Annotated in this window: 18 protein-coding genes; 11 read left to right on the top strand and 7 right to left on the bottom strand. The window is 55.8% G+C overall.

Annotation, left to right across the window (positions count from 1 at the left end):
* Window positions 1–10: 10 nt before the first annotated feature.
* From ACN0YD_RS00365 to hrpB, 3 genes are all read right to left on the bottom strand, one after another.
* Window positions 11–970 (bottom strand): ribonucleotide-diphosphate reductase subunit beta, encoded by a 960-nt coding sequence (locus ACN0YD_RS00365; protein ID WP_417316651.1) that lies wholly within the window; start codon window positions 968–970, stop codon window positions 11–13.
* 78 nt (window positions 971–1,048) lie between these two features.
* Window positions 1,049–2,884: a ribonucleoside-diphosphate reductase subunit alpha gene (locus tag ACN0YD_RS00360; RefSeq protein WP_417316650.1), complete on the bottom strand. Its 1,836-nt coding sequence runs from the start codon at window positions 2,882–2,884 to the stop codon at window positions 1,049–1,051.
* Between the two features lie 486 nt (window positions 2,885–3,370).
* Window positions 3,371–5,935 (bottom strand): ATP-dependent helicase HrpB, encoded by a 2,565-nt coding sequence (hrpB, locus tag ACN0YD_RS00355; RefSeq protein WP_417316649.1) that lies wholly within the window; start codon window positions 5,933–5,935, stop codon window positions 3,371–3,373.
* Window positions 5,936–6,551: 616 nt separating this feature from the next.
* Between hrpB and gltB the strand changes: the two genes are divergently transcribed.
* The 5 genes from gltB (at window position 6,552) to ACN0YD_RS00330 (ending at window position 14,317) form a co-directional block, all read left to right on the top strand.
* Window positions 6,552–11,207: a glutamate synthase large subunit gene (gltB, locus tag ACN0YD_RS00350; protein WP_417316648.1), complete on the top strand. Its 4,656-nt coding sequence runs from the start codon at window positions 6,552–6,554 to the stop codon at window positions 11,205–11,207.
* A gap of 2 nt (window positions 11,208–11,209) precedes the next feature.
* On the top strand, window positions 11,210–12,631 hold the full coding sequence (locus tag ACN0YD_RS00345) for a glutamate synthase subunit beta (protein WP_417316647.1): 1,422 nt from the start codon (window positions 11,210–11,212) through the stop codon (window positions 12,629–12,631).
* A 158-nt stretch (window positions 12,632–12,789) separates the two neighbouring features.
* Window positions 12,790–13,008 carry a SlyX family protein gene (locus tag ACN0YD_RS00340; RefSeq protein ID WP_417316646.1) on the top strand — a complete coding sequence of 73 codons (219 nt, stop codon included), beginning with the start codon at window positions 12,790–12,792 and terminating at the stop codon, window positions 13,006–13,008.
* Between the two features lie 11 nt (window positions 13,009–13,019).
* Entirely contained in the window at window positions 13,020–13,904 is an 885-nt protein-coding gene (locus ACN0YD_RS00335) for an NAD(P)-dependent oxidoreductase (protein WP_417316645.1), read from the top strand.
* 5 nt (window positions 13,905–13,909) lie between these two features.
* Window positions 13,910–14,317 (top strand): DUF983 domain-containing protein, encoded by a 408-nt coding sequence (locus ACN0YD_RS00330; RefSeq protein ID WP_417316644.1) that lies wholly within the window; start codon window positions 13,910–13,912, stop codon window positions 14,315–14,317.
* A gap of 38 nt (window positions 14,318–14,355) precedes the next feature.
* On the opposite strand, the gene ACN0YD_RS00325 is transcribed toward ACN0YD_RS00330, so the two are convergent.
* Window positions 14,356–15,183, bottom strand: a complete 828-nt coding sequence (locus ACN0YD_RS00325; protein ID WP_417316643.1) for a class I SAM-dependent methyltransferase — start codon at window positions 15,181–15,183, stop codon at window positions 14,356–14,358.
* A gap of 127 nt (window positions 15,184–15,310) precedes the next feature.
* Window positions 15,311–15,646, bottom strand: coding sequence for a hypothetical protein (locus ACN0YD_RS00320; RefSeq protein WP_417316642.1), 336 nt, complete (start codon window positions 15,644–15,646; stop codon window positions 15,311–15,313).
* Between the two features lie 338 nt (window positions 15,647–15,984).
* Here ACN0YD_RS00320 and ACN0YD_RS00315 point away from each other — a divergent pair, with 338 nt between their 5' ends.
* From ACN0YD_RS00315 to ACN0YD_RS00305, 3 genes are all read left to right on the top strand, one after another.
* Window positions 15,985–16,584, top strand: a complete 600-nt coding sequence (locus ACN0YD_RS00315; RefSeq protein ID WP_417316641.1) for a cell wall hydrolase — start codon at window positions 15,985–15,987, stop codon at window positions 16,582–16,584.
* Window positions 16,585–16,732: 148 nt separating this feature from the next.
* Window positions 16,733–16,942: a hypothetical protein gene (locus tag ACN0YD_RS00310; protein WP_417316640.1), complete on the top strand. Its 210-nt coding sequence runs from the start codon at window positions 16,733–16,735 to the stop codon at window positions 16,940–16,942.
* A 258-nt stretch (window positions 16,943–17,200) separates the two neighbouring features.
* On the top strand, window positions 17,201–17,623 hold the full coding sequence (locus ACN0YD_RS00305) for a hypothetical protein (RefSeq protein WP_417316639.1): 423 nt from the start codon (window positions 17,201–17,203) through the stop codon (window positions 17,621–17,623).
* Here ACN0YD_RS00305 and ACN0YD_RS00300 read toward each other — a convergent pair.
* Window positions 17,620–19,737: an HD domain-containing phosphohydrolase gene (locus ACN0YD_RS00300; protein WP_417316638.1), complete on the bottom strand. Its 2,118-nt coding sequence runs from the start codon at window positions 19,735–19,737 to the stop codon at window positions 17,620–17,622. The two genes, ACN0YD_RS00305 and ACN0YD_RS00300, sit on opposite strands and share 4 nt — an antisense overlap.
* 260 nt (window positions 19,738–19,997) lie before the next feature.
* Between ACN0YD_RS00300 and ACN0YD_RS00295 the strand changes: the two genes are divergently transcribed.
* Together ACN0YD_RS00295 and ACN0YD_RS00290 are read left to right on the top strand one after the other, a co-directional pair.
* Window positions 19,998–20,540, top strand: coding sequence for a transglutaminase-like cysteine peptidase (locus ACN0YD_RS00295; RefSeq protein WP_417316637.1), 543 nt, complete (start codon window positions 19,998–20,000; stop codon window positions 20,538–20,540).
* A gap of 71 nt (window positions 20,541–20,611) precedes the next feature.
* A complete protein-coding gene (locus ACN0YD_RS00290) occupies window positions 20,612–21,955 on the top strand; it encodes a hypothetical protein (RefSeq protein ID WP_417316636.1) in 1,344 nt (447 codons plus the stop codon).
* Here ACN0YD_RS00290 and ACN0YD_RS00285 read toward each other — a convergent pair.
* A complete protein-coding gene (locus ACN0YD_RS00285; protein WP_417316635.1) occupies window positions 21,949–22,530 on the bottom strand; it encodes an ankyrin repeat domain-containing protein in 582 nt (193 codons plus the stop codon). The genes ACN0YD_RS00290 and ACN0YD_RS00285 overlap by 7 nt on opposite strands.
* A 108-nt stretch (window positions 22,531–22,638) precedes the next feature.
* Here ACN0YD_RS00285 and ACN0YD_RS00280 point away from each other — a divergent pair, with 108 nt between their 5' ends.
* Window positions 22,639–23,289 (top strand): SCO family protein, encoded by a 651-nt coding sequence (locus tag ACN0YD_RS00280; protein ID WP_417316634.1) that lies wholly within the window; start codon window positions 22,639–22,641, stop codon window positions 23,287–23,289.
* Window position 23,290 lies beyond the last annotated feature (1 nt).

The following is a 23,290-nucleotide window of genomic DNA, read 5'->3' as shown; positions in this document are numbered from 1 at the left end:
CGCAGAACGATCAGTCGAAGGCGTCTTCCCATTTTCCTTTGGTCGAAGCCTTGGAATATTCCGTGGCCCGGTTTTCAAAGAAGTTGGTATGCTCGATACCATTCAGGATTTCATCCATCCAGGGCAGTGGATTGTTGCCCACGTAATAGATGGGACTCAGGCCAAGCTGACTGAGACGCCGGTCGGCAATATAACGGATATAGTTTTTAACCTCGGTTGCCGTCAGGCCCTCAATGTCACCAAGTTCAAAGGCAAGATCAATGAAGGCGTCTTCATGGTCAACAATCGTCCGGCAGGCGTCTGTCAGGTCAGCCTGCAGTTCATCTGTCCAGATTTCCGGGTTTTCCTTCACAAAAGTGTGGAACAGTTTGATGATACTGTTGGTGTGAAGGGTTTCATCCCGTACTGACCAGGTCACCACCTGGCCCATTCCTTTCATCTTGTTGAACCGGGGAAAATTCATCAGGATGGCAAAAGAGGCAAACAGCTGCAGTCCCTCGGTGAACCCGCCAAACACCGCCAGGGTCTTGGCGATATCCTCTTTGGTGTCCACTCCCCAGACCTGCATATAGTCGTATTTGTCTTTCATCTGCTCATATTTGAGAAAAGCTTCATATTCCGTTTCCGGAATGCCGAGTGTATCCAGCAGGTGGCTGTAGGCGGCCACATGGATGGTCTCCATGTTGGAAAAGGCCGCCAGCATCATCTGCACCTCGGTCGGCTTGAACACCCGGGTGTAATGACGCATATAACAATTGTTCACTTCCACGTCCGCCTGGGTGAAGAAGCGGAAAATCTGGGTCAGCAGGTGCTTTTCCGTAGGACTGAGCTTCATGTTCCAGTCCTTGACATCGTCAGCCATGGGAATTTCTTCCGGCAGCCAGTGGATGCGCTGTTGCGTCAGCCAGGCATCGTAAGCCCAGGGATACTGGAATGGTTTATAGACAATACGTTCCTTTAGCAGGGACATGGGCGGAACCCTTTAGCTGAAAAATTGAGTTTGTTGTTTAGTTTCCTGCCGGAGAGACCCCGGCAGGTTTTCTCGTTCCTACTGGCAGGAAAGACATTCCTCGTAATCGGCGCTTTCCTGAGCCCTGGCCGCCATTTCCTTTTCCAAAACGGCTTTGCTGGACGCTTCACTGCTTTCCGCCCGCTGAATGGACAGGGAACGACAGTAATACAGGCTCTTTACACCTTTTTTCCAGGCCTGGAAATGCACCTGGTGCAGGTCACGCTTGTGCACATCGGCCGGCAGGAAAACGTTCACGGACTGGGCCTGGTCGATCATCGGCGCCCGATCGGCCGCATGCTCCACGACCCAGCGCTGATCCAGTTCGAAGGCCGTCTTGAAAACATCCTTTTCATCCTGGGTCAGGAAGTCGAGATGCTGCACGGACCCGCCGTTGACAGTGATGCTGGACCAGATCTCGTCGGTATTCTTGCCCTTGGACTCCAGAAGCCGGGTCAGCGCCCGGCTGCGCACATTGAAGGATCCGGAAAGCGTCTTCTGGGTAAAGCTGTTGGCCGCTATGGGCTCGATACCCGGACTGGCCCCGCCGCAGATGATGGAGATGGAGGCCGTCGGCGCAATGGCGGTCTTGTTGGAAAACCGTTCCATAATACCATAGTCGGCCGCATCGGGGCAGGCGCCGCGTTCTTCCGCCAGCTGGCGGGACGCCGCATCCACATGTTCCTGGATGTGCTTGAAGACTTTCTTGTTCCAGACCTGGGCCATCACGGATTCAAACGGAATCATACGGTCCTGCAGGAAGGAATGGAAACCCATCACACCAAGCCCGACACTACGTTCCCGCATGGCAGAATATTTGGCCCGGGCCATGCTGTCCGGCGCCCTGTCAATGAAATCCTGCAACACATTATCCAGGAACCGCATGACATCGGTAATAAACAGATCGTCATCTTTCCACTCGTCATATTTTTCCATATTGAGTGAGGAAAGACAGCAGACGGCCGTGCGCTGGTTGCCCAGATGATCGATGCCCGTGGGCAACGTAATCTCGCAACACAGGTTGGAAGTCTTTACATTCAGACCCGCCAGCTTGTGATGTTCCGGCGTCGCCCGGTTCACATGGTCGCTGAACAGCAGATAGGGTTCGCCGGTCTCGATACGGGCCGTCAGAATACGGATCCATAAGTCACGGGCGCCAACGGTGCGCTGCACAGACTGGTCATGGGGGCTCAGCAGCGCCCATTCCTCATCATTTTCAACGGCCCGCATGAAAGCGTCCGAAATGGCGATACCATGATGCAGGTTCAGCGCCTTGCGGTTCGGATCACCCCCGGTGGGGCGGCGAATTTCAATAAATTCCTCGATTTCCGGGTGGCTGATCGGCAGATAAACCGCTGCACTGCCGCGCCGAAGGGACCCCTGCGAAATGGCCAGGGTCTGGCTGTCCATCACGCGAATGAAGGGAATGATGCCGGATGTTTTACCGTTGGAAGAGACAGACTCACCAATGGAGCGCAGATTGCCCCAGTAACTACCGATGCCGCCGCCCTTGGCCGCCAGCCAGACATTCTCGTTCCACAGGCCGACAATACCGTTCAGGCTGTCGTCCGCCTCGTTCAGGAAGCAGGAGATGGGCAAGCCGCGCTTGGTGCCGCCATTTGAGAGCACCGGCGTTGCCGGCATGAACCAAAGCTGACTGATATAGTCATAAAGACGCTGGGAATGCTCCCGATCATCTCCGTAATAACTGGCCACACGCGCAAAAAGGTCCTGAAAGGACTCACCCGGCATAAGATAACGGTCCGTCAGCGTGGCCTTGCCGAAATCCGTTAAAAGCGCATCACGTGACGGATCTATCTCGACCCGTGAATGGTCCTTGACCTGAACTGCATCTGTAAGAACTGAAACCGACACTATCCCACCTTTAGAATACATAAAACCTGTCATCCGATTCGCCCAACTTTATCCTATAAATCATTCCCCCGAACGATTTCGGAACCAGAATCCAGGCCAAAAAAATTGCCCGATAATGAAAGCGATGCATTTTGAAAATGGTGAGCAAAAAAACTATGATTTAACCGGCCCATTTATGGTTAATTTCTGCTAGGACCTTATATAATAAAAGCTTTCTGCTCCGCTACCCCTTCGCATCACCCTCGACACAAGATATGGTATTTACACCCCTGCCCCTTGTCAATAACTAGTATTTCAATCTTTTTACTTGACTGTCATTTTTATGTAAGAAAATGGCTGAATATAGTTAACTTTGGACAGGATAAAATTTTATCTATCACTGAAAAATCTCCCCCGGCGTCCGGCGGATTTTTCACGGTCGGACATTATAGCACATCAAGACTCGAAAAAGGGAAGAATTTCCCGAACACCATTTCCGGCATCCGGTTACTTCCTCGGCTTTGTCCGGCGGGTGGGAATGGCGCTCAGCGGATCCTCTGGCCAGGGGTGCTTCGGATAGCGGCCCCGCATGTCCTTGCGCACCGCTTCATACCCCGTACGCCAGAAACCGGCCAGGTCCCCTGTGACCTGCAACGGCCTGCCGGCAGGCGACAGCAAATGCACCACCAGCCTGACCTCTCCGTCCAGAACTGCCGGCGTATCCGTGACCCCGAACATTTCCTGCAGCTTGACCGCCAGAGCCGGCGGGTCCTGGTCATAGTCCGGGGCGATCGTCGACCCGCCGGGCACAGACATTTTCTCCGGCGCCAGCCGTTCCACTTCCTGCTGCCCCTGCCAGCCCACATAGGCGGAGATGATTTCCGCCATATTCAGCTTTTTCAGATCGTCCTTTTTTCGGCAGTCCGTGAGCCAGGGGGCCAGCCACTCGCCAAGAGCGGCCAGCAATCCTTCCTCGGAAAGATCCGGAAGACCACAGTCCGGACGATGACGGCAGATGAACGTGACCCGCTGGCACAGATGCCGGCTCTTATTGTCCCAGGGCAGGACCGACGTTCCCGTGCGCCGGACATAATCCAGCAGGCCATCCCGGATCAGTTCGGAATCAACCTCTTTCAAAGGCTTTTCCGACAACACAAGATTGTCCAGTCTGCGTTGCAGGCTCGCCCTGATGGTTCCGGCCGCCTCCTCCCAGATCACATTTTTCTGTTCGCTGATCTCTGCCCCGAACAGCGCTTCGATTTCACCGATATCAATGGGCGCCGCCAGAAAAATGCGGGCATCGCGATCGCCCCGGTCCAGGCTCGCCACGGCCAGATAATCTTCCATGGACAGTGGATCTTCCGCAGGCAGGGTGGCGCCCCTACCGCTGGCCAGCAGGAACTGGCCCTTGCGCTGACGGGGCGGCGCTGACCTCTGGCGACTGGCGGCGATGCGGTCCGGGTAGGCCAGGGCAATACAAAGCGCAGCTTCTTCCCGATGCGGCTCTTCCTCTTTGCCAAGCCTCAGTTCACGGCGCCAGTTTTTTGCCTGGCGCAAAATGCGCTGCACGGTCCCCCTGTCTATTCCCGGACGGCGCAAAACCGATTTGTCGCCCCCGGCAAGCAGGGACAGAATTTCCAGACGCTGCCCCAAATCCGCCTCCCGGCCACGAAGAAAGTCACGTTCTTCCAGAAGCGCGGCAAGCAAGACGGCCGTGGCCCCGGCGCCATGCTCCCTTGCGCCCAGGATCATATGGGACAGGCGGGGATGCATGCCGAGAGAGGCCATCTGCCGCCCATGGGCCGTCACATGCCCCTGACCGTCCAGCGCCCCCAGCCGCATGAGCAGGGCGCGGGCCTCTGCCAGCGGCGCCTTCTCGGGCGCATCCAGCCAGCGCAGGGCAGAAGGGTCGGTGACCCCCCAGCTGGCAAGCTGCAACAACAATGGGGACAGATCGGCCTGTGAAATTTCCGGCGGCGAAAAGGGGATAAGGCTGCGTTGCGACGCCTCGCTCCACAGCCGGTAGCAAATGCCGGGCGCAAGTCTGCCGGCGCGACCCGCCCGCTGATCGGCTGCCGCGCGGGACACCCTCTGGGTCGTGAGCCCGCTCATTCCCGTGCGCACATCATACCGGGGCAAACGCATCAGGCCACTGTCCACCACCATGCGAATCCCTTCAATGGTCAGGCTGGTTTCGGCAATGGATGTGGCCAGCACGATCTTTCGCTTGCCCGGGGGAGCCGGCTGGATGGCGCGGTCCTGCCCGGCGTTGCTCATCATACCGAAAAGGGGACAGATCATGACATCCCTGTCCCTGATTTCCTGCTCCAGAAGTTCAGCCACCCGCCTTATTTCCCCGGCGCCGGGCAGGAAGGCCAGTATACTGCCCGCTTCCCGGCCAAGGATGTCACGGATTTTCGCCGCCATCAGCGGCTCGATCCTGTCCTGCGGGTCCTTGTCCAGATAGCGCGCCTCTACCGGGAAACTGCGACCCTCGCTGGTGACAATCGGCGCATCGTCCATCAGGGCCGCTACACGGTCCCCGTCAAGGGTCGCCGACATGACGATGATCTTCAGGTCTTCCCGCAAGCCCTCCTGACAGTCAAGCGCCAGCGCCAGACCAAGGTCCGCCTCAAGCGAGCGCTCATGGAACTCGTCAAACAGAATCATGGAAATGCCCTCGAGCGAGGGGTCATCCTGCAAATAACGGGTGAGAATGCCTTCGGTCACCACCTCGATACGGCTCTCACGGCTGATACGGCTTTCCAGCCGGACCCGGTAACCCACGGTCCTGCCGATATCCTCGCCCAGAAGATCAGCCATGCGATGGGCCGCCGCCCGGGTCGCAAGCCGGCGGGGCTCCAGCATCAGAATTCTGCCGTCCCCGGCAAGACCGTTGCCCAGAAGCGCCAGCGGCAGGATGGTGGTTTTTCCGGCGCCGGGCGGGGCCTGGACCACAAGCCGGTTCTGCCGCGGCAGACAGGACACAACCTCTGCCAGAATATCCCTGACCGGCAGGTCGGTGCCCATGGCAATATCTTTTATCCGGTCTATCTCTGTCAGTTTCGCCACCTGAATATGCTGCGCGTTATTAGTAAGACATCAGTTTAAGGCATCGGGAATCGGGCCCGATGTCCTTCATTCGTTCCCTAGATATATCAATTGGTTACCTCTGGCCAGCCCCGCGATTGACGACCTTGCGTTCAAAATTACCTGCCGCAGGAGGGCGATTTAAGAGAATTTTATCCTGTATAAACAGAATAAGCGAAATTTTTTCCCGTTGCTCCAAACAAAGTTAATTAATTGATAACGTTTTATTTTTTCGCTTCCAGGGACCGTTCCGGACCAATTCGGGCAACATCATAGGCATGTAAAAACTTGCTTTTTTCAAAGTCTATCGGTACCAATATGCCCGGATACAGGGTTTACTGCAGAAACTTTAAAGACATAATCACATTCTGCGGATACTTAAACGACCAGTGCTGAAAGCATGACTTCACTTGCATCATTTCATTGAAAGAGTGAAGCAGTGCCTTTCTGCCTTTGGCATGCCAAAAATATATTCCCGAATATGTTTGCGGCAGGCCCGGGGCCAAAGAAACACGGTGCCTTCCCGGCAAGAAAGCCAGCCGGCGAGAAGGTTGTTTCAGCGGCCTGCAATTGATTAAGTTGAGGAGACGGAGATAAAATGACCCAGCAGGTGCCATTGAACAAACAGGGTCTGCCCAAAGCTCAGGGACTGTATAACCCCGAAAACGAGCATGATGCATGCGGTATCGGTTTTGTTGCCAACATCAAGGGCAAGAAAAGCCATGACATTGTCAAGCAGGGCTTGCAGATTCTGCTGAATCTGGACCATCGCGGCGCCGTGGGCGCCGATCCGCTTGCCGGTGACGGCGCCGGTCTCCTGATTCAGATGCCCGACGAGTTCATGCAGAAGGAAGCCAAAAAAGCCGGCATCACTCTGCCGAAACTGGGCGAATATGGCGTTCTGATGGTTTTTCTGCCCCACGACGAAAAAGTCGCCGGTCAGATCAAAGCCAAATTCGAGGAACTGACCGCGCAGGAAGGCCAGACGTTCCTCGGCTGGCGCGATGTGCCGACGGATAATTCCAAATTCAGCGACGGGGTGCGCAAGACAGAGCCCAAAATCGTCCAGGGTTTTGTCGCCATGGGCGACAACTGCAAGACCAATGCCGACTTCGAACTCAAGCTCTACATCATCCGCAAACAGCTCAGCAATGCGGTGATCGAGATGGAAGGCGACACCAGCTTCTATTACGCCAACAGCTGTTCCAGCCGCACCGTGCTCTATAAAGGCATGCTTCTGGCCGGCCAGGTAGGTGAATATTACACCGACCTCAGCGATACGGACATGACATCCGCATTGGCCCTGGTGCATCAGCGCTTTTCCACCAACACTTTTCCAACCTGGAGCCTGGCCCAGCCGTTCCGCATGATCTGCCACAACGGCGAGATCAACACTGTACGCGGCAATGTGAACTGGATGGCCGCCCGGCGCTACAGCATGGAGTCAAAAATCCTCGGTGAGGACCTGGCCAAACTCTGGCCGCTGATCCCCGAGGGCCTGTCCGACACTGCCTGCTTTGATAATGCCCTTGAGCTGATGGTGGCCGGCGGGTACGACATCGTGCACGCCATGATGATGATGGTGCCCGAGGCCTGGGCCGGCAATCCGCTGATGGATGAACAACGCCGCGCTTTCTATGAATATAACGCCGCGTTGATGGAACCCTGGGACGGCCCGGCTGCCCTGGCCTTTACCGACGGTGTCCAGATCGGTGCCACACTCGACCGAAACGGCCTGCGTCCGGCCCGCTACCTGGTGACCGACGACGACATGGTGATTCTGGCGTCCGAAATGGGTGTGCTGCCCGTGCCAGAAGAGAAAATCGTCCAGAAATGGCGCCTGCAGCCCGGCAAGATGCTGCTGATCGACACCAAGGAAGGCCGCATCATTTCCGACGAGGAAATCAAGGCAAAATATTCCGGCGCCCATAACTATCAGGAAACCCTGGCCCGGACCCAGATCAAGCTGGAGGACCTGCCCGCTGAAAGCGCGCCGCAGAACACCACTGACGTGCCGCTTCTGGACCGCCAGCAGGCCTTCGGCTATTCCCAGGAAGACATGAAGCTTCTGCTGCCGCCGATGATCACCAGCGGCCAGGAGGCCCTTGGGTCAATGGGAACCGATACCCCGATCTCGGCCCTGTCTGACAAGTCGAAGCCGCTTTATAGCTATTTCAAACAGAACTTCGCCCAGGTGACCAACCCGCCGATCGATCCGATCCGCGAGGAAGCGGTGATGTCGCTGGTGTCCTTCATCGGGCCGCGCCCGAACCTGCTGGACCTGGATGTGGAGGGCTCCTACAAGCGTCTTGAAGTGCGCCAGCCGATCCTGCTGAACGAGGACCTGGAGAAAATCCGCACCATCGGTGACATTCCGGACAATAATTTCCGTACCGTCACCATCGACATCACTTATGACGCCAAGGATGGCGCCGCCGGCATGGAAGCCGCCATCGATCGCATCAACCTGCTGGCCGAAGTCTCCGTGATCGAGGGTGACAACATCATCATCCTGTCCGACCGCAATGTGGGTCCGGAGCATATCGCCATTCCGGCTCTTCTGGCCACGTCCGCCGTGCATCATCATCTGATCCGTAAGGGTCTTAGGACCTCCGTGGGCCTGGTGGTGGAAACCGGCGAGGCCCGTGAAGTGCATCATTTCTGTGTGCTTGCCGGCTACGGCGCCGAAGCCATCAACCCCTATCTGGTATTTGAAACCATTGAATCCATGGCCGACCAGTTGCCTGACGATATCGATGTGGCCACCGCCCAGGCGCGTTACATCAAGGCCGTTGACAAAGGCATCCTGAAAGTCATGTCCAAGATGGGCATCTCCACCTATCAGTCCTATTGCGGCGCGCAGATTTTTGACGCTGTGGGTCTGAACAGTGAATTCATCGAGAAATATTTCACTAACACCAAGGGTGCCGTGGAAGGCGTCGGCCTGACCGAAGTGGCGCGGGAAACCGCCATGCGTCACCAGGACGCCTTTGGCGACAGCCTGATCTACCGTAATGCCCTGGATGTGGGCGGCGACTATGCCGTGCGCCTGCGCGGGGAAGCTCATATGTGGACGTCCGAATCCATCAGTGCCCTGCAGCATGCCGTGCGCGGAAACAAGGCGGACGATTACGAGACCTTCTCCAGGTTGATCAACGACCAGTCCGAACGGCTCCTCACCCCCCGCGGCCTGTTTAAAATCAAATCCGTCGGCAAAGCCATTCCCCTGGATAAAGTGGAACCGGCTGCGGAGATCGTCAAGCGTTTCGCCACCGGGGCCATGTCCTTTGGTTCCATCAGCCGCGAAGCCCATACCAATCTCGCCATCGCCATGAACCGCATCGGCGGCAAGTCTAACACCGGCGAGGGCGGCGAGGAACCGGATCGCTTTACCCCGGACCGCAACGGGGACCTGCGGCGCAGCGCCATCAAGCAGGTAGCCTCAGGTCGTTTCGGTGTAACAACGGAATATCTGGTCAATGCGGACGATATTCAGATCAAAATGGCCCAGGGCGCCAAGCCCGGCGAGGGCGGCCAGCTACCCGGCCACAAGGTGGATCCGGTGATCGCCAAGGTGCGTCACTCCACCCCTGGCGTGGGCCTGATCTCTCCGCCGCCGCACCATGATATCTATTCCATCGAGGATCTGGCGCAGCTCATCTATGATCTGAAGAACGTCAACCCGGAGGCCCGCATCAGTGTGAAACTGGTATCCGAAATCGGTGTCGGCACCGTCGCCGCGGGCGTGTCCAAGGCCAAAGCGGACCATATCACCATTTCCGGCTATGACGGCGGTACGGGCGCCAGCCCGCTGACCTCAATCAAGCATGCAGGTTCCCCCTGGGAAATCGGCCTGGCCGAAACCCAGCAGACCCTCGTGCTGAACCGCCTGCGCGACCGTGTGGCAGTACAGGTGGACGGTGGCCTGAAAACCGGCCGCGACGTGATCATCGGCGCTCTTCTCGGTGCCGACGAGTTCGGCTTTGCCACCGCCCCGCTGGTCGCGTCGGGTTGTATCATGATGCGCAAATGTCATCTAAACACCTGCCCGGTCGGCATCGCCACCCAGGACCCGGTCCTGCGGCGCAAGTTCACCGGCACGCCGGAACATGTGGTCAACTATTTCTTCTTCGTGGCCGAGGAAGTGCGCAAGATGCTGGCCGAGATGGGCGTCAGCAGTCTCAATGACATCATCGGCCGGTCCGACCTCCTGGACAAAAATGAGGCGATCCGCCACTGGAAAGCAGATGGTCTCGACTTCTCCAGCCTGTTCCACAAGGTTCCGGCCGAAGGTAGCGACGACATCTTTAATTCCAAAACCCAGGAGCACAAAGTGCATGACATCCTGGACCGGAAACTGATCAAGGAAGCCAAAAACGCCCTGGAAAAAGGCAAGCCGGTCACGATCGAAAGTCCGATCAGGAATACCGACCGGTCCACCGGCGCCATGCTGTCCGGCGAACTGGCCAAACGGCACGGCTTCAAAGGGCTGGAAGACGACACCATTCATGTGAAGCTGAACGGCACTGCCGGCCAGAGTTTCGGCGCCTTTGTCGCCAGGGGTGTTACACTGGAACTGGAAGGCGAAGGCAACGACTATGTGGGCAAGGGCCTGTGTGGTGGTCGCCTGGTGGTCTATCCGCCCGCCGTCAGCAAGATCGTGCCTGAAGACAGTATCATTGTCGGTAACACAGTGCTCTACGGCGCCATTAGCGGAGAATGCTATTTCCGCGGTGTGGCCGGTGAGCGTTTCGCGGTCCGGAACTCCGGCGCCATCGCCGTTGTCGAAGGCGTCGGCGACCATGGCTGTGAATATATGACCGGCGGATGTGTGGTCGTGATCGGCCCGACCGGCCGGAACTTCGCCGCCGGCATGAGCGGCGGCATCGCTTACGTTCTGGATGAAGCCGGCGATTTCGACCGCCGCTGCAACCTGGCCATGGTCGATCTGGAGCCGGTACCGGCCGAAGACGATATGGCCAAGCGCGCTCATCAGTCCGGAGAGCTGGAAGGCCATGGCCGCGTGGACGTGCTGCGCAACAATTTGAGCGGTAATGACCGGGAGCGCCTGGTCACCCTGCTGGAAAACCATGCCCGCTATACCAACAGCAAGCGGGCACGACAGATACTCGACAATCTGGATGAGTATCTGCCCAAGTTTGTAAAAGTCATGCCGGTGGAATATCGTCGGGCGCTGGAAGAAATGGCTTCCGCCCAGACATCTCTTTCCGCCTATCAGGAACAGGGAGCATAATCATGGGTAAACCTACAGGATTTCTTGAAATTCCGCGTCAGGACCGGACCTATGCCCCCGCTGGCGACCGGGTCAGGCATTATGACGAATTCGTCAATCCGCTGCCGGAAAATGTAATTGTACAGCAGGGCGGCCGTTGCATGGACTGCGGCATTCCCTATTGCCACACCGGCTGCCCGGTCAACAATATGATTCCGGACTGGAACGACATGGTCTGGAATGAAGACTGGGAAGTGGCGCTGGACACCCTGCAGTCCACCAACAACTTCCCGGAATTTACCGGACGCATCTGTCCGGCGCCCTGCGAGGCGGCCTGCACCCTCAATATCGAGGACCAGCCGGTCACCATCAAGACCATTGAGTGCGCCATCATCGACAAGGGCTGGGAAAACGGCTGGGTCAAACCGATTGTCGCCAAGGAAAAAACCGGCAAGAAAGTCGCCGTCGTCGGCGGCGGTCCCGCCGGTCTGGCCGCGGCACAGCAGCTTGCCCGCGCAGGTCACAATGTGGCCGTCTACGAGAAGAACCGCCGGGTTGGCGGGCTTCTGCGCTATGGTATTCCCGACTTCAAGCTGGACAAAACCCTGATTGACCGCCGGGTGCGGCAGATGGAAGAAGAAGGGGTGACCTTCTGGACCAGCATGACCGTTGGTAAGGACATACCCGGCCAGAAACTGGTAGATCATTATGATGCGGTGGTTCTGACAGGCGGTTCCGAACACCCCCGTGATCTGGCCATCCCGGGCCGGGACCTGAACGGCGTTCATTTCGCCATGGAGTTCCTGACCCAGCAGAACCGCCGGGTCTCTGAAGAGCCCCTTGGCAATGAAAAGGATATTCTGGCCGGTGGCAAGAAAGTGGTGGTCATCGGTGGCGGGGACACCGGGTCCGACTGTATCGGCACCTCCATTCGTCAGAAAGCCCTGTCTGTGACCCAGATTGAAATCATGCCCAAACCACCGGTCCGGGAAAACAAAGGCCTGACCTGGCCCAACTGGCCCATGAAATTACGCACCTCTTCTTCCCAGGAGGAAGGCGCCGACCGGGACTGGAGCGTCAATACCGCCGAATTCATTGACGACGGAAACGGCAATGTGGCCGCGCTCAAATGTTACAAGGTGGATGCCAATTTCAAAAAGATCGAAGGCAGCGAATTCGAGATCGAGGCCGATCTTGTATTGCTGGCCATGGGCTTTACCAATCCGGTCAAGGAAGGCATGCTGGAAGAACTTGGCGTGGACCTGGACGGGCGCGGCAATGTGCTGGCCGATACAAATGAGTATCAGACCAGCCTGCCCAAGGTCTTTGCCGCCGGCGACATGCGGCGCGGCCAGTCCCTGGTGGTCTGGGCCATCCGGGAAGGCCGCCAGGCCGCCCGCGCCGTCGACGAATTTCTGATGGGGTCAACCACTCTGCCCCGCTAGTTTTAGAATTCTTGATCGTTAAATACCCAATATCGATCAAACACTGGGCCCCGGAGAGTACTCTCCGGGGCTTTTTTATATAAAACAGCGCACTATATATCATCGCAGAGCACTGTTTTGGCCTTGGAGGGCCTGCCGACACGTGATATAGGCAAAGCATGATACAGGATCCCGCAGACAAGCTGACCGAGCTGGAAATACGCATCGCCCATCAGGACGAGCAAATCCACGACCTGAGCGAGATGGTCACCCGGCAATGGCACGAAATCGATCGTCTGAAGAAATCCCTTCAGAAGACCAAAAGCCGCCTCAGCCTCCTGGAAGAGGAAGGAGACGACGGCAAGGGACCGGAATATGAGAAACCACCCCATTACTGACGGATAGAAGAATGAGTAAAAAGCTGGCATTTATCGGACTTGGCGTCATGGGCTATCCCATGGCCGGACATCTGGTGAAGGCGGGCCACCGGGTCACCGTCTACAACCGGACAGCGGAGAAAGCGGAGGACTGGTGCAGCACCCATGGCGGTGAGAGAGCTGCGACCCCGGCCGAGGCCGCCAGGGATGCCGATATTGTATTCGCCTGTGTCGGCAATGACGACGACGTGCGCGCCATCGCCCTGGGTGAAGACGGCGCCTTTTCCGGTATGAAAGAAAGCGCGGTCTTTGTGGATCACACCACCGCCTCGGCGGCACTTGCCCGGGAACTGCATAAGGCCGCCACAGACACCGGCAAACTGTTTCTGGACGCCCCGGTGTCCGGCGGTCAGGCCGGCGCGGAAAACGGTGCGCTCACCGTCATGATCGGCGGTGACCGCGAAGCTTTTGATACAGCAGGGCCCGTCATGGATTGTTACGCTCTTAAAATGAAATATCTTGGCGCAGCCGGCAGTGGCCAGACGGCGAAAATGGCCAACCAGATCTGCATTGCCGGTGTAGTTCAGGGCCTGGCCGAGGCGCTGCATTTCCTGCAGGCGGCGGACATGAATGGGGCCGAAGTTGTTGAGGCCATTTCCAAGGGCGCGGCGCAAAGCTGGCAGATGGACAACCGTCATGGCGCAATGCTGGAAGGAAAATTCGATTTCGGCTTTGCCGTCGACTGGATGCGCAAGGATCTGGGCATTGTCCTTGATGAAGCCCGGCGGAACGGTGCAAGCCTGCCGCTCACGGCCCTGGTGGACCAGTTTTACGCCGAGGTCCAGGACATGGGCGGCGGACGCTGGGATACCTCAAGCCTGATCGCCCGCCTCAATAGAAACCGCAACCCGGAGTAACAGGAATGAACAATACTGCCGAAAATCCATCGGGAAAAGTTTATGGCGGCAGGTCCGTCTCTATCATGGCGGCCATAAAAAAGGGACTCCGGCGCAAATGTCCCTGCTGCGGCGAGGGTAAGGCCTTTGCCGGATATTTGAAACTGACGGAAAAATGTACAGTCTGCAGCACCGAGCTGGGAGACATCCGGGCGGATGACTTCCCGCCCTATCTGACCATATTTATTGTCGGCCACCTTGTGATTCCGGGACTGGTCTATATGGAAGCCACCTTCAGCCCCGCCACCTGGGTCCAGATCACGGTCTGGCCGACCGTGGCCCTTTTGCTCTCCCTGACGCTGCTGCCCGTCCTTAAAGGCGGCGTGGTCGGTTTCATGTGGGCGCTTGGCCTGAAAGGGGACGAACAGCAGTAAGCCGTTCGTCCCGATTCTCAATCTGATCGCGCTGCTTTTTATTTGGCGGGCTTGCGGAATTTCAGAGTGAAGCGGTCGCTTTCGCCGATTTTCTTCATTTCCTCATGACGCGCCGCATCACCGGCCAGCCGCGGCGGCAGGGTCCAGACACCCTTTTCATGATCGCCGGTATCTTTCGGGTTGGCGTTGATTTCCGAAGAAGCCACAAATTCAAAGCCCACTTCTGCGGCCATTTTTTTCACATCTTCAGGATTGATATAGCCGCTACGCTCTTTGGGGCTGGCCCGGCGATGATCAATCACGCCGAAAATACCGCCCGGTTTCAGTGCCTTGAAGGCGGCCGAGAGAACGGCTTTTTCATTACTGCTCATGGCCCAGTTGTGATAGTTGCGGAAAGTAAGCACCATGTCGGCACTGCCCGCAGGCGCAATATCCACATGATCCGGGGCATCCAGCACCGTCATCACAGCCTTCCCATAAAGGTCCGGACGGGACTTAAGCAGGGTATTAAGACGCTTGTAGCCGCGCTGCACATAGTCGCTGGAGCTGGCCGGGTTATAGGAAGCGCCATAATAAAGGCCCTCATCCTTCAGGTAAGGCGCCAGGATCTGCAGATACCAGCCACCGGCACCCGGCACCAGTTCGACAACGGTCATATTTTTCTTCAGTCCGAAAAACTCCAGTGTTTCCTTCGGATGACGATATTTGTCCCGGGCCTTGTCTTCTGCCGAACGGTGATCACCGGCAATCGCCTCCTCCAATGTCATGGCCCATCCGGCGGAAGTTCCTCCCAGAATGGCCACCACAACCAGGGCCAGAAGGCCCGGAATTCCTGCTGCTGTCTTAATTCCCTTTATCCGAATCATTTTATTTCCTTTTGATTAGTCCGTTTTCCACCGGCAAACATCATAGTCCGCCATACCCCTACTGTCTCTTTATACGTTGGTCCGGATACTGATAGTGATCAATTATTTGTGAGCTCGGGTGCCGGCATCAGTGATCTGAATGTTCAAGCTCTCCCAGGAGGCCCGTGTCATAGGCCAGTCCCTCGGCTGTGAGAGTGACCTGCAGAGGATAGCCGGACCGGATCAGGCCCTTGCGTTCAAGAGCAACCCAGACTTTCTCATTCGTGAAGCCGCTGGCATCCCGTGCAGAGACCACATAGTCACCAATATGGACGTGATCACCGTGGGGCCTGGGCAGAAAAGCCACCGTCGCTTCGCCGGTTTCCGCGTTAAAATTCCCGGTTTCGGGATGTTTTGCGAGCTCCTGAAAGAGGGCCAGGGTTCTTTTCTGTAAGCTATTGATTTTTATCTTCTTTTTATTCATTTTCATCCGTCCAGAATGGCTAAAAATTACCGAATCATTAATTATTTCTTGCCGAAAAGTTGACAATTAGTTAAAATTTTTCTAAATTCCGCTCGACTCAGGCGACGCTGCATCGCGATGTTGAGTAGAGTACTAACTTGGAAATGAAATTGCAGCAAACGAATTCCGGACATGGCTTGAACCGGAATTTTGAGGAAACGGCCTAACAAAAATAATCACGACACATAGTTGCAAGGCGCTTTAAGAAGTGGGTTTCGTTCAGGTGTTAACCTGTACGGCAGTTGTCGTGCGTTTGTTAAAAGGCCTCCCAGTTCCGGTTTTACGGATGGAGAGCTGTTATGAAAAAGTTTGGAGTTATTGCAAGTCTTCTGGTGCCGGTCAGCATTATGCTGTCCGTTACAAGTGTATTTCTTGCGACACAATCTGAAAGTGAGGCCTCGATCACGCCAGCGGTCGTGCAGGACTCATCCTTAAGCATTGCCAAGGCGACATCCCGGCAGGCGCCCCGTGATCTCTATGACCAGGCGACCAAGGTCAATATCTCCCCCAAGGAATTCCGCTGCCTGGCCCAGGGCATCTATTTCGAGGCCCGCAGCGAGCCCTATGAAGGGCAGGTGGCTGTCGCCTATGTGATCATGAACCGGGTCGAGGATCGCCGCTATCCGGACAGCATCTGCGGCGTGGTGTTCCAGAACGAACACATGCGCAACCTGTGCCAGTTTTCCTTCGCCTGCGACGGACGGTCCGACAAACCCTATGAAATGACTTCCTGGAAAGTGGCCCTCCAGATCGCCGAACGTGTTTTGACAAACGCCTACAGCGATATTACCGGCCGCTCCACTCACTATCACGCCACCTATGTCAATCCGCACTGGGCAAGCCAGTTGCGCCCGACGCTCAAGGTGGGCAAGCATATCTTCTATCGCGAAGAATTATGACCATATCCTCCGGCCGCTGTGCCGGAGGTTTCTGTTCGCCAGTGCAGAAGTTTCTTGAAATTTTTCCAACTTCGATTAATTTGACCTATGTCAATGTGAAGAGATTCACAGGGCTGGTATAAGACTCAGTATAGGAAAAGGAAAAATAATGACGAATATCCTTACGTTCGCCGGTAGCGCATTGTTGGCATTGGTTCTGCTGATCTCCATTTTGCTCACAGGTCCCGACCTGACATTGCCGGCAACATTCATGATCATCACCGTATTTGTCGGCTGGTTGTGTATCTATGTGGTGAGCGGCATTCTAAGCAACCGCAGTAAGGTCGTCAAAGACTGGGAAGCCCGGCATCCCGAGTAACTTTTCCTGAAAAGATACCCTGAGTACTTAAGCCCTGATAAGTACTTTTACTGGAGCGTCCTGTCTTTATGACAGGACGCTTTTTTCATTTCGGGAGCGCCCCAAATCCCCCTTCGGGCAGCACAGAATATTAATCCTTTGTTAACTCTTTCAGCCATAGCATATGGACGAGGAGTTGCTCTAGATGTCGCAAGTATTGTACCGTGTTTCTGCCTTCAGTCATGTGCCTCCCGGGTTTTGTACAGGGAAGGGTATTGCATGAGTTCTCCCCTTGATCCGGTCTCACAGGCCCAGGAAGCCATCAACAGCCTGTCAAATACCTATCTGGACTGGACCCGCAGCCAGATCAGGGACATGTTCAACCTGATCGAACTGTATGAAGACGGGCAAAAAAGCTTTAGCGCCGCTGTGCTCGAACAGATCTATGACCTGTCTCACAACGTCAAGGGCATGGGCAGCAGCTTCGGCTATCATCTGATGACCGATGTCGGAGGGAACCTCTGTTCCTATCTGCAAAAACTGGATCAGCCGAAAGAGGCCTGCTTCAAGGTGATCAATGCCCATATCAAGGCCATGGATCTGATCATCAACGACGATATCGGGGGATCCGGGGGCCATGCCGGACAGAAACTGCTCGGCCAGCTCCAGAATATGGTCGAAGAATCGCTGTCCGGCGACTAGGCCTGATCCTCCGGCAGCTCTTCAAAAGCCCCAAAGCTTCGCCATTTTTCAATACCACCGCGATTCTCGAGATAGTTCAGCAGACTGGAGACAGGACGTCGGTCATAAATCTTTTCCGCGTCATTCATCAGCACAAGTGCTGATTCTTCCATATCAAGCCCCGGCCGGTGGGCGCGGGAACTGACCATGGCGACGAAGGCGTTGGCCACCGCCACAATCCGGGCGGTGAGCAGAATGTCTTCACCGGACAGCCCTTCGGGGCTCCCCGATCCGTTCCAGTGGGCCCGGATCTGGCGCAGGGTTTCCACCACCGGCCCTTCAAACTCCACTCCCTCCAGCATATCTGCACTTTTCTGGAGGCTTTCACGTATGGTCAAAAGTTCCTCGGACGACAACCCGCCGGGGCGGGTGAGCACCTCTCGGGGTACCAGAATCTTGCCCAGGTTCATGAGCGCACCGGCGATCTCAACCGTCTCCACCGTTACATCGTCACACCCCATTTCGCGGGCGATTGTGCCGGCCACTTCGGCCACGCGGGCCGAATGATTGGCGCTGTGCGGATCACGGCTGTCGATAATGGTGGTCAGGGTCCGGACCAGGTTTTTGAGCGCAAGTTCCCGCCTCTCGCGTTCCCTGACCAGCTGTGTCAGGTCCTCCATCACCATCAAGACCCCTTTTTCCGTCCCCACCTTCAGCGGCAGATAGTCCGCCTTCATTGTCACCCGGCCCTCATCGCGGGTGACAATGGTGGAAACTGCCCGGTCCTCATCCAGAACTTCCTGACAGTGCCCGGTGGCCTCTCGCGCGGCAGCCGGGTCGAGCACCTTCTTCAGGGGATGACCGATAATGTCGCTACGGTCCATGCCCAGTTCCTTTTCCGCCTGGTGATTGGCAAAGGTATAGTGACCTTCCTCGTCCACCGCCGTAATGGAGGTGGGCTGACTGTCGGTGACCACTTCCATGAAATGACTGAGTTTCTCGTATTTGCCGGTCAGCACCCGCTGCCGTTCCGCCGCCTGGCTGACCCTGACCGAAACGCCGTGACGCCAGATCAGCAACAGCAGGATGGTCACCGCCACAATGATCAGGCCGGACATCCAGAGAATATTGCGCCGCCGGGCTTCCACCTGACCGAGAACCTCGGAGGAGTCCACGGTGCGCACCAGGCTCCAGTCCGTCCCGGCGATCTTTCGCCCGGTGACCAGAACCCGGTCGCCCTCATAGTTGATCCGCCTGGCGAAAAGACCCGGATGTTCCAGAACAAAGGCCGCTGCAAGAGACGGCGTCTTTTCATCCAGCAGAAATGTCATAGGCGCATTGACGTCGCCGGATTTCATTGTAATAGGCGACAGATATTCCACCACACCCGACCGCTGCCGCACCAGATATGTCTTTGCTGTCCGCGACATATCGCCTGGCTGGCTGAGTTTCTTATAAAAGCCCTGATCCAGCAGTTTTATACCCACGGCAAAGCCGATCGCTGTGGTGTTCTCGTCTTCCTGCACACCGTAAACCGGAGCGACCAAGGCGATTACCGGCTCCCCGTTTTCAGCGGGATAGGGACCGTAAATCAGTGGCTTAGTGCCAGCACCGGCTTCCATATAGGCAGCCACGGCCCGGGTGACAGACGGCATGTCGGAGGTCGAAACCAGGACCTGGCCCTGGGCGTTGGTCAATGCCAGACCGGCAACCCGTGCCGTCTCGAGACTGGCGCCGATGGCCCGGCTGTCTTCAATCCGCGGCGGTACAAATCCGTTGCGCAAGGCATGAGCCTTGAGCTGGTTGCCCAGATATTCCATACGGGCCAACTGGTCATCGGTCCGGCTGCTCCGGTCCTCGGGCATGTCCGACACGCCAGCCAGATAGATCCTGAGCGCGGCATTTTCGGCAAGCTTCTCGAGCGATGACGTCTGTTCGGACAGCCACTCCTCTATAGCCGCCTGCCGGCCGGCCAGAATAACCGACATTTGATTCTGCCAGATCAACTGGTCCCGTTCCCTTTCGGCCTCTGCAAACCTGAACGCAAAAACCATGGCCGCCACTGCTGCCGCCATAACCAGCAGGGATACCGCAATGCCGGCGCTTCTGACTTTCCAGAATGAATTTTCTGCCATTTTTCCGCTCTTTAAGATTTGGTAACCATAAACTGGTAAAACCTGACTTGAGGGCCAGATCGCTGTCGATTATCCTCTATCAATATGACAGTATGCAAGCCATTAATATATAAAGTATTTACCATAACAGGAACAGTCCGACCATGTGCCGGCAAAAGTTTTTTATCACATTTTTCTTCTTGTCTGCCCTTTTGCTTGCCTCTCCTTTCTCCGCGCCCCTCCATGCCCGTGAAGACGGACTGTTCGGTTCCCGGGAAATCATGAGCAGGCAACTCAGCGCCTTCAAAAAATGGAACAATATGATTGAACGGCACCAGGCAGAGACAGAGCCAGGTCGCACCCGCAGTGGCCCCTGCCGGGTCACCATCAAATTCATCTGCCCTATCGACGAATGGCAGGATCTGATTGCCGGCCTGAAAAACAAGGATCTTTCCCAGCAGCTGGACCGAGTCAACCGGCACATGAACCGGGCGCCCTATATCACCGATATTATCAATTGGGGGGTGAAGGACTATTGGGCAACCATGCGCCAGTTTTTCACCAAGGACGGTGACTGTGAAGACTATGCCATTGCCAAATATTACAGTCTAAAGGAACTGGGCGTTCCGGCGGAAAACATGCGCATCGTGGTGGTCCAGGATACCAACCTGGAAGTAGCCCATGCAGTTCTTGTCGTGTATGATAAGGAAAAAACCTGGGTGCTGGACAACCAGATCCAGTATGTGGTCCAGGAAAAGACCATTCTTCACTATAAACCGCTTTACTCAATCAACGAGCAGGCCTGGTGGCTTCATCGCATGTAGGTCAAACGAAATTTTAACAAATCCGGACTATTCTTTGTCCGACAATAAACCAGCGCAGGTAGCCCGAATACATGTTGTCCGAAAAGAGTAACGTATATGCGGAGAGTTCCGCCACTCCTTCGCAAGTCGAGGAGCTGTATGATCAGACCAGGTCCCTGAGAAGACATCCCAAGGGCTACCGGGCTATTCATCTTCATTTCTCTCTGCTGGACCGCATGCACAAACAGCCGACACACCGTCGGCAAATTGCCACCGCCTTCAATCCTCTGGTCCAGCAATATGAGGGCCATCTGTACTGGAATGACAACTTCGACTTGTTTTTTCTGTGCCGAAACACCCCCTCTCACGTTCTGGATCGCGCTATTCTTGACGCCCGCCGGGCAGTGAAAAGCAGTCCGGTTCTGAAGGAATATCTGGATGCGGGACGGGACACCGAACTGTGCGACTGGTATGATCTGGGAAAGGATTTAGACACCTTCCTCAGCCTGGTGGACAATCTGCGCAACAAACCGGACGAAGAAAACAAAAACTCTCTCGCCTCGCCGCTGAACACCCTGCAGCAGATGGTGAAAAACCTGACCCGTAAAGAGGAAGAGGACGTGCCGGTCGCACCACCCCCGGCACCCGCCAAACCAGTCACGCGCCCCAAATATGAGCAAATCTTCAAAGAGGCGGAAATTCCTCCCATGGGGCCAGTGGAACTGGACAAGCTGGAACGGAGCCTCCGGAACATTGACATGTCCCACATGATCTCCACCCAGGATGCCTGTGTTGTGGTCAGTGAGTCCGAACCTCAGACTGTCTTTACCGAGCTGTTTGTGTCCGTCGATGAAATCAGCAAGAAAATCCTTCCGGGCTACGATCTGCTTGCCGACAAATGGCTGTTCCAGAGGCTTACCCGCACTTTCGATTCAAAACTTATGGCGCTCCTGACTTCCGGATATGGCGACCCTTCCATTGTCCGCAGCATCAATACCAATGTAGACACCGTATTGTCGGCAGAGTTTGATCGTTTCGTGGAAGACTATAAAGAAATCTCAGTGCAGCCACTGATCCTGGAAATGAAGCTTTTCGACGTTCTCTCGGATGTCACCGCCTATTACGAGGCACAAAAAAAGCTGTCCGGACACGCCTGGAAAATTTCCATTGATGCCATGGACCTGCAGTCCATAGGTATTCTCGACCGGCGCCTACTGAATGTGGACTTTCTGAAAATTTACTGGCACAAGTCCTATCCACGCCTGATGCAGGACCGGGACAAGCGCGCCCTTATCGAAACATTGAAAAGCCACGGTCGCATGAGAATCATTCTTTGTCATTGTGACAGCCGGCAGGCCGTGCGTTTCGGACAGGATATGGGGCTTCACATGTTCCAGGGCCATTATATCGACAAACTGCAACAGAACGGTCAGTAGTCGGCACCGGCCTCTTCCAGCATCCTGACAATATTTCTACGCCGCAGATCCCTGGCGTGTTGCAAGGCTGTTCGTCCGGAATAATCCTCCAGAGTCGTATCTGCATTGCTTTCCAGTATGACTTCGATAACGGTCAGGGCATTTGAGCGGACCGCTTTCATCAAAGCGGTCTCCCCGTTCCTGTCACCGATGTCTGTATCGGCGCCATGTTCGAGCAGCAGGGCGGCCGAAGTCTCATCCCGCTGGCGGGCGGCGATCATCAGGGGAGTTTCCCCGGATTCCTTCATGTCCAGGTCCGGATTGGCGCCGCTGTTCAGCAAATAACTGACAAGAGCTGTGTCTTTGTTTGACACCGCAATAAGAAGGGGCGTTGAACCGTCATCATAGTCACGGGTGTTCACATTGACACCTTTCTCGACCAGCATCTTCACCTCGTGATAGTTTTGCTCCCTGACCGCCTTGAGGAAATTATAAGCGTCCGAGTAAGCCGCTGCGGGCTGGGGCATCACAAACAGTAGTGACATCAGAAGCGACATTCCCGCCACAAGCGCCGATTTGTTCCATTCTGACCTCATTACAAATTCCAGCCTTTCATAATTCCTCTTTCAAAACTATATATTAACGATCTTTGCCCATTATATAGTGGGTTGTGTAGTAAATTTGAAGATAAAAGAAAAATCACCATGTCCAGAAAAGACAAAACCGGTACATCCGGTAATCGCCTGTTCCAGCCGCTTGCAATATTGGTTGCCATTGCCATTGTGGCCGTTACAGCCGTCTGGCTGATTTCCGTAATGGGGGACCGGAAGGAAGAGGTCGCAACTGCCACGTCCAGCACAAAAGCGTTGATCGGCGGGCCTTTCACCCTTGTGGATCATACGGGAAAGACGATCACGGAAAAGGACTTTGCCGGTTCCTACATGCTGGTCTACTTCGGCTATACTTTCTGCCCTGATGTCTGTCCGACCGAACTTCAGGCCATGTCGACAGCGCTGGACATGATCCCCTCTGAAACTCTGGCCAAAATCAATCCGCTTTTTGTCACGGTAGACCCGGAACGGGATACTGTTGACGTGATGAGACAGTATGTTGCCCTGTTTCACGAAAACCTCACCGGACTAACCGGCAGTGTGGAGCAGATCGATGCCGTGAAAAAGACCTTTCGGGTCTATGCCGAAAAGACAGAAAGTACTGCCGCATCAGATTACCTGGTGGATCATACGTCTATTATTTACCTGATGGACTCCAAAGGTGAATACCTCAGCCACTTCAGCTATGGCACCACGCCGGAAGAAATGGCGGCAAAGCTTGTAAAACTGATCCCGCAGGACTGAC

The organism is Emcibacter sp. (genome assembly GCF_048269205.1).
Lineage (GTDB): Bacteria > Pseudomonadota > Alphaproteobacteria > Sphingomonadales > Emcibacteraceae > Emcibacter.
Note: the sequence above shows the minus strand (reverse complement) of the source record. Positions and strands in the feature narration are given on the sequence as shown.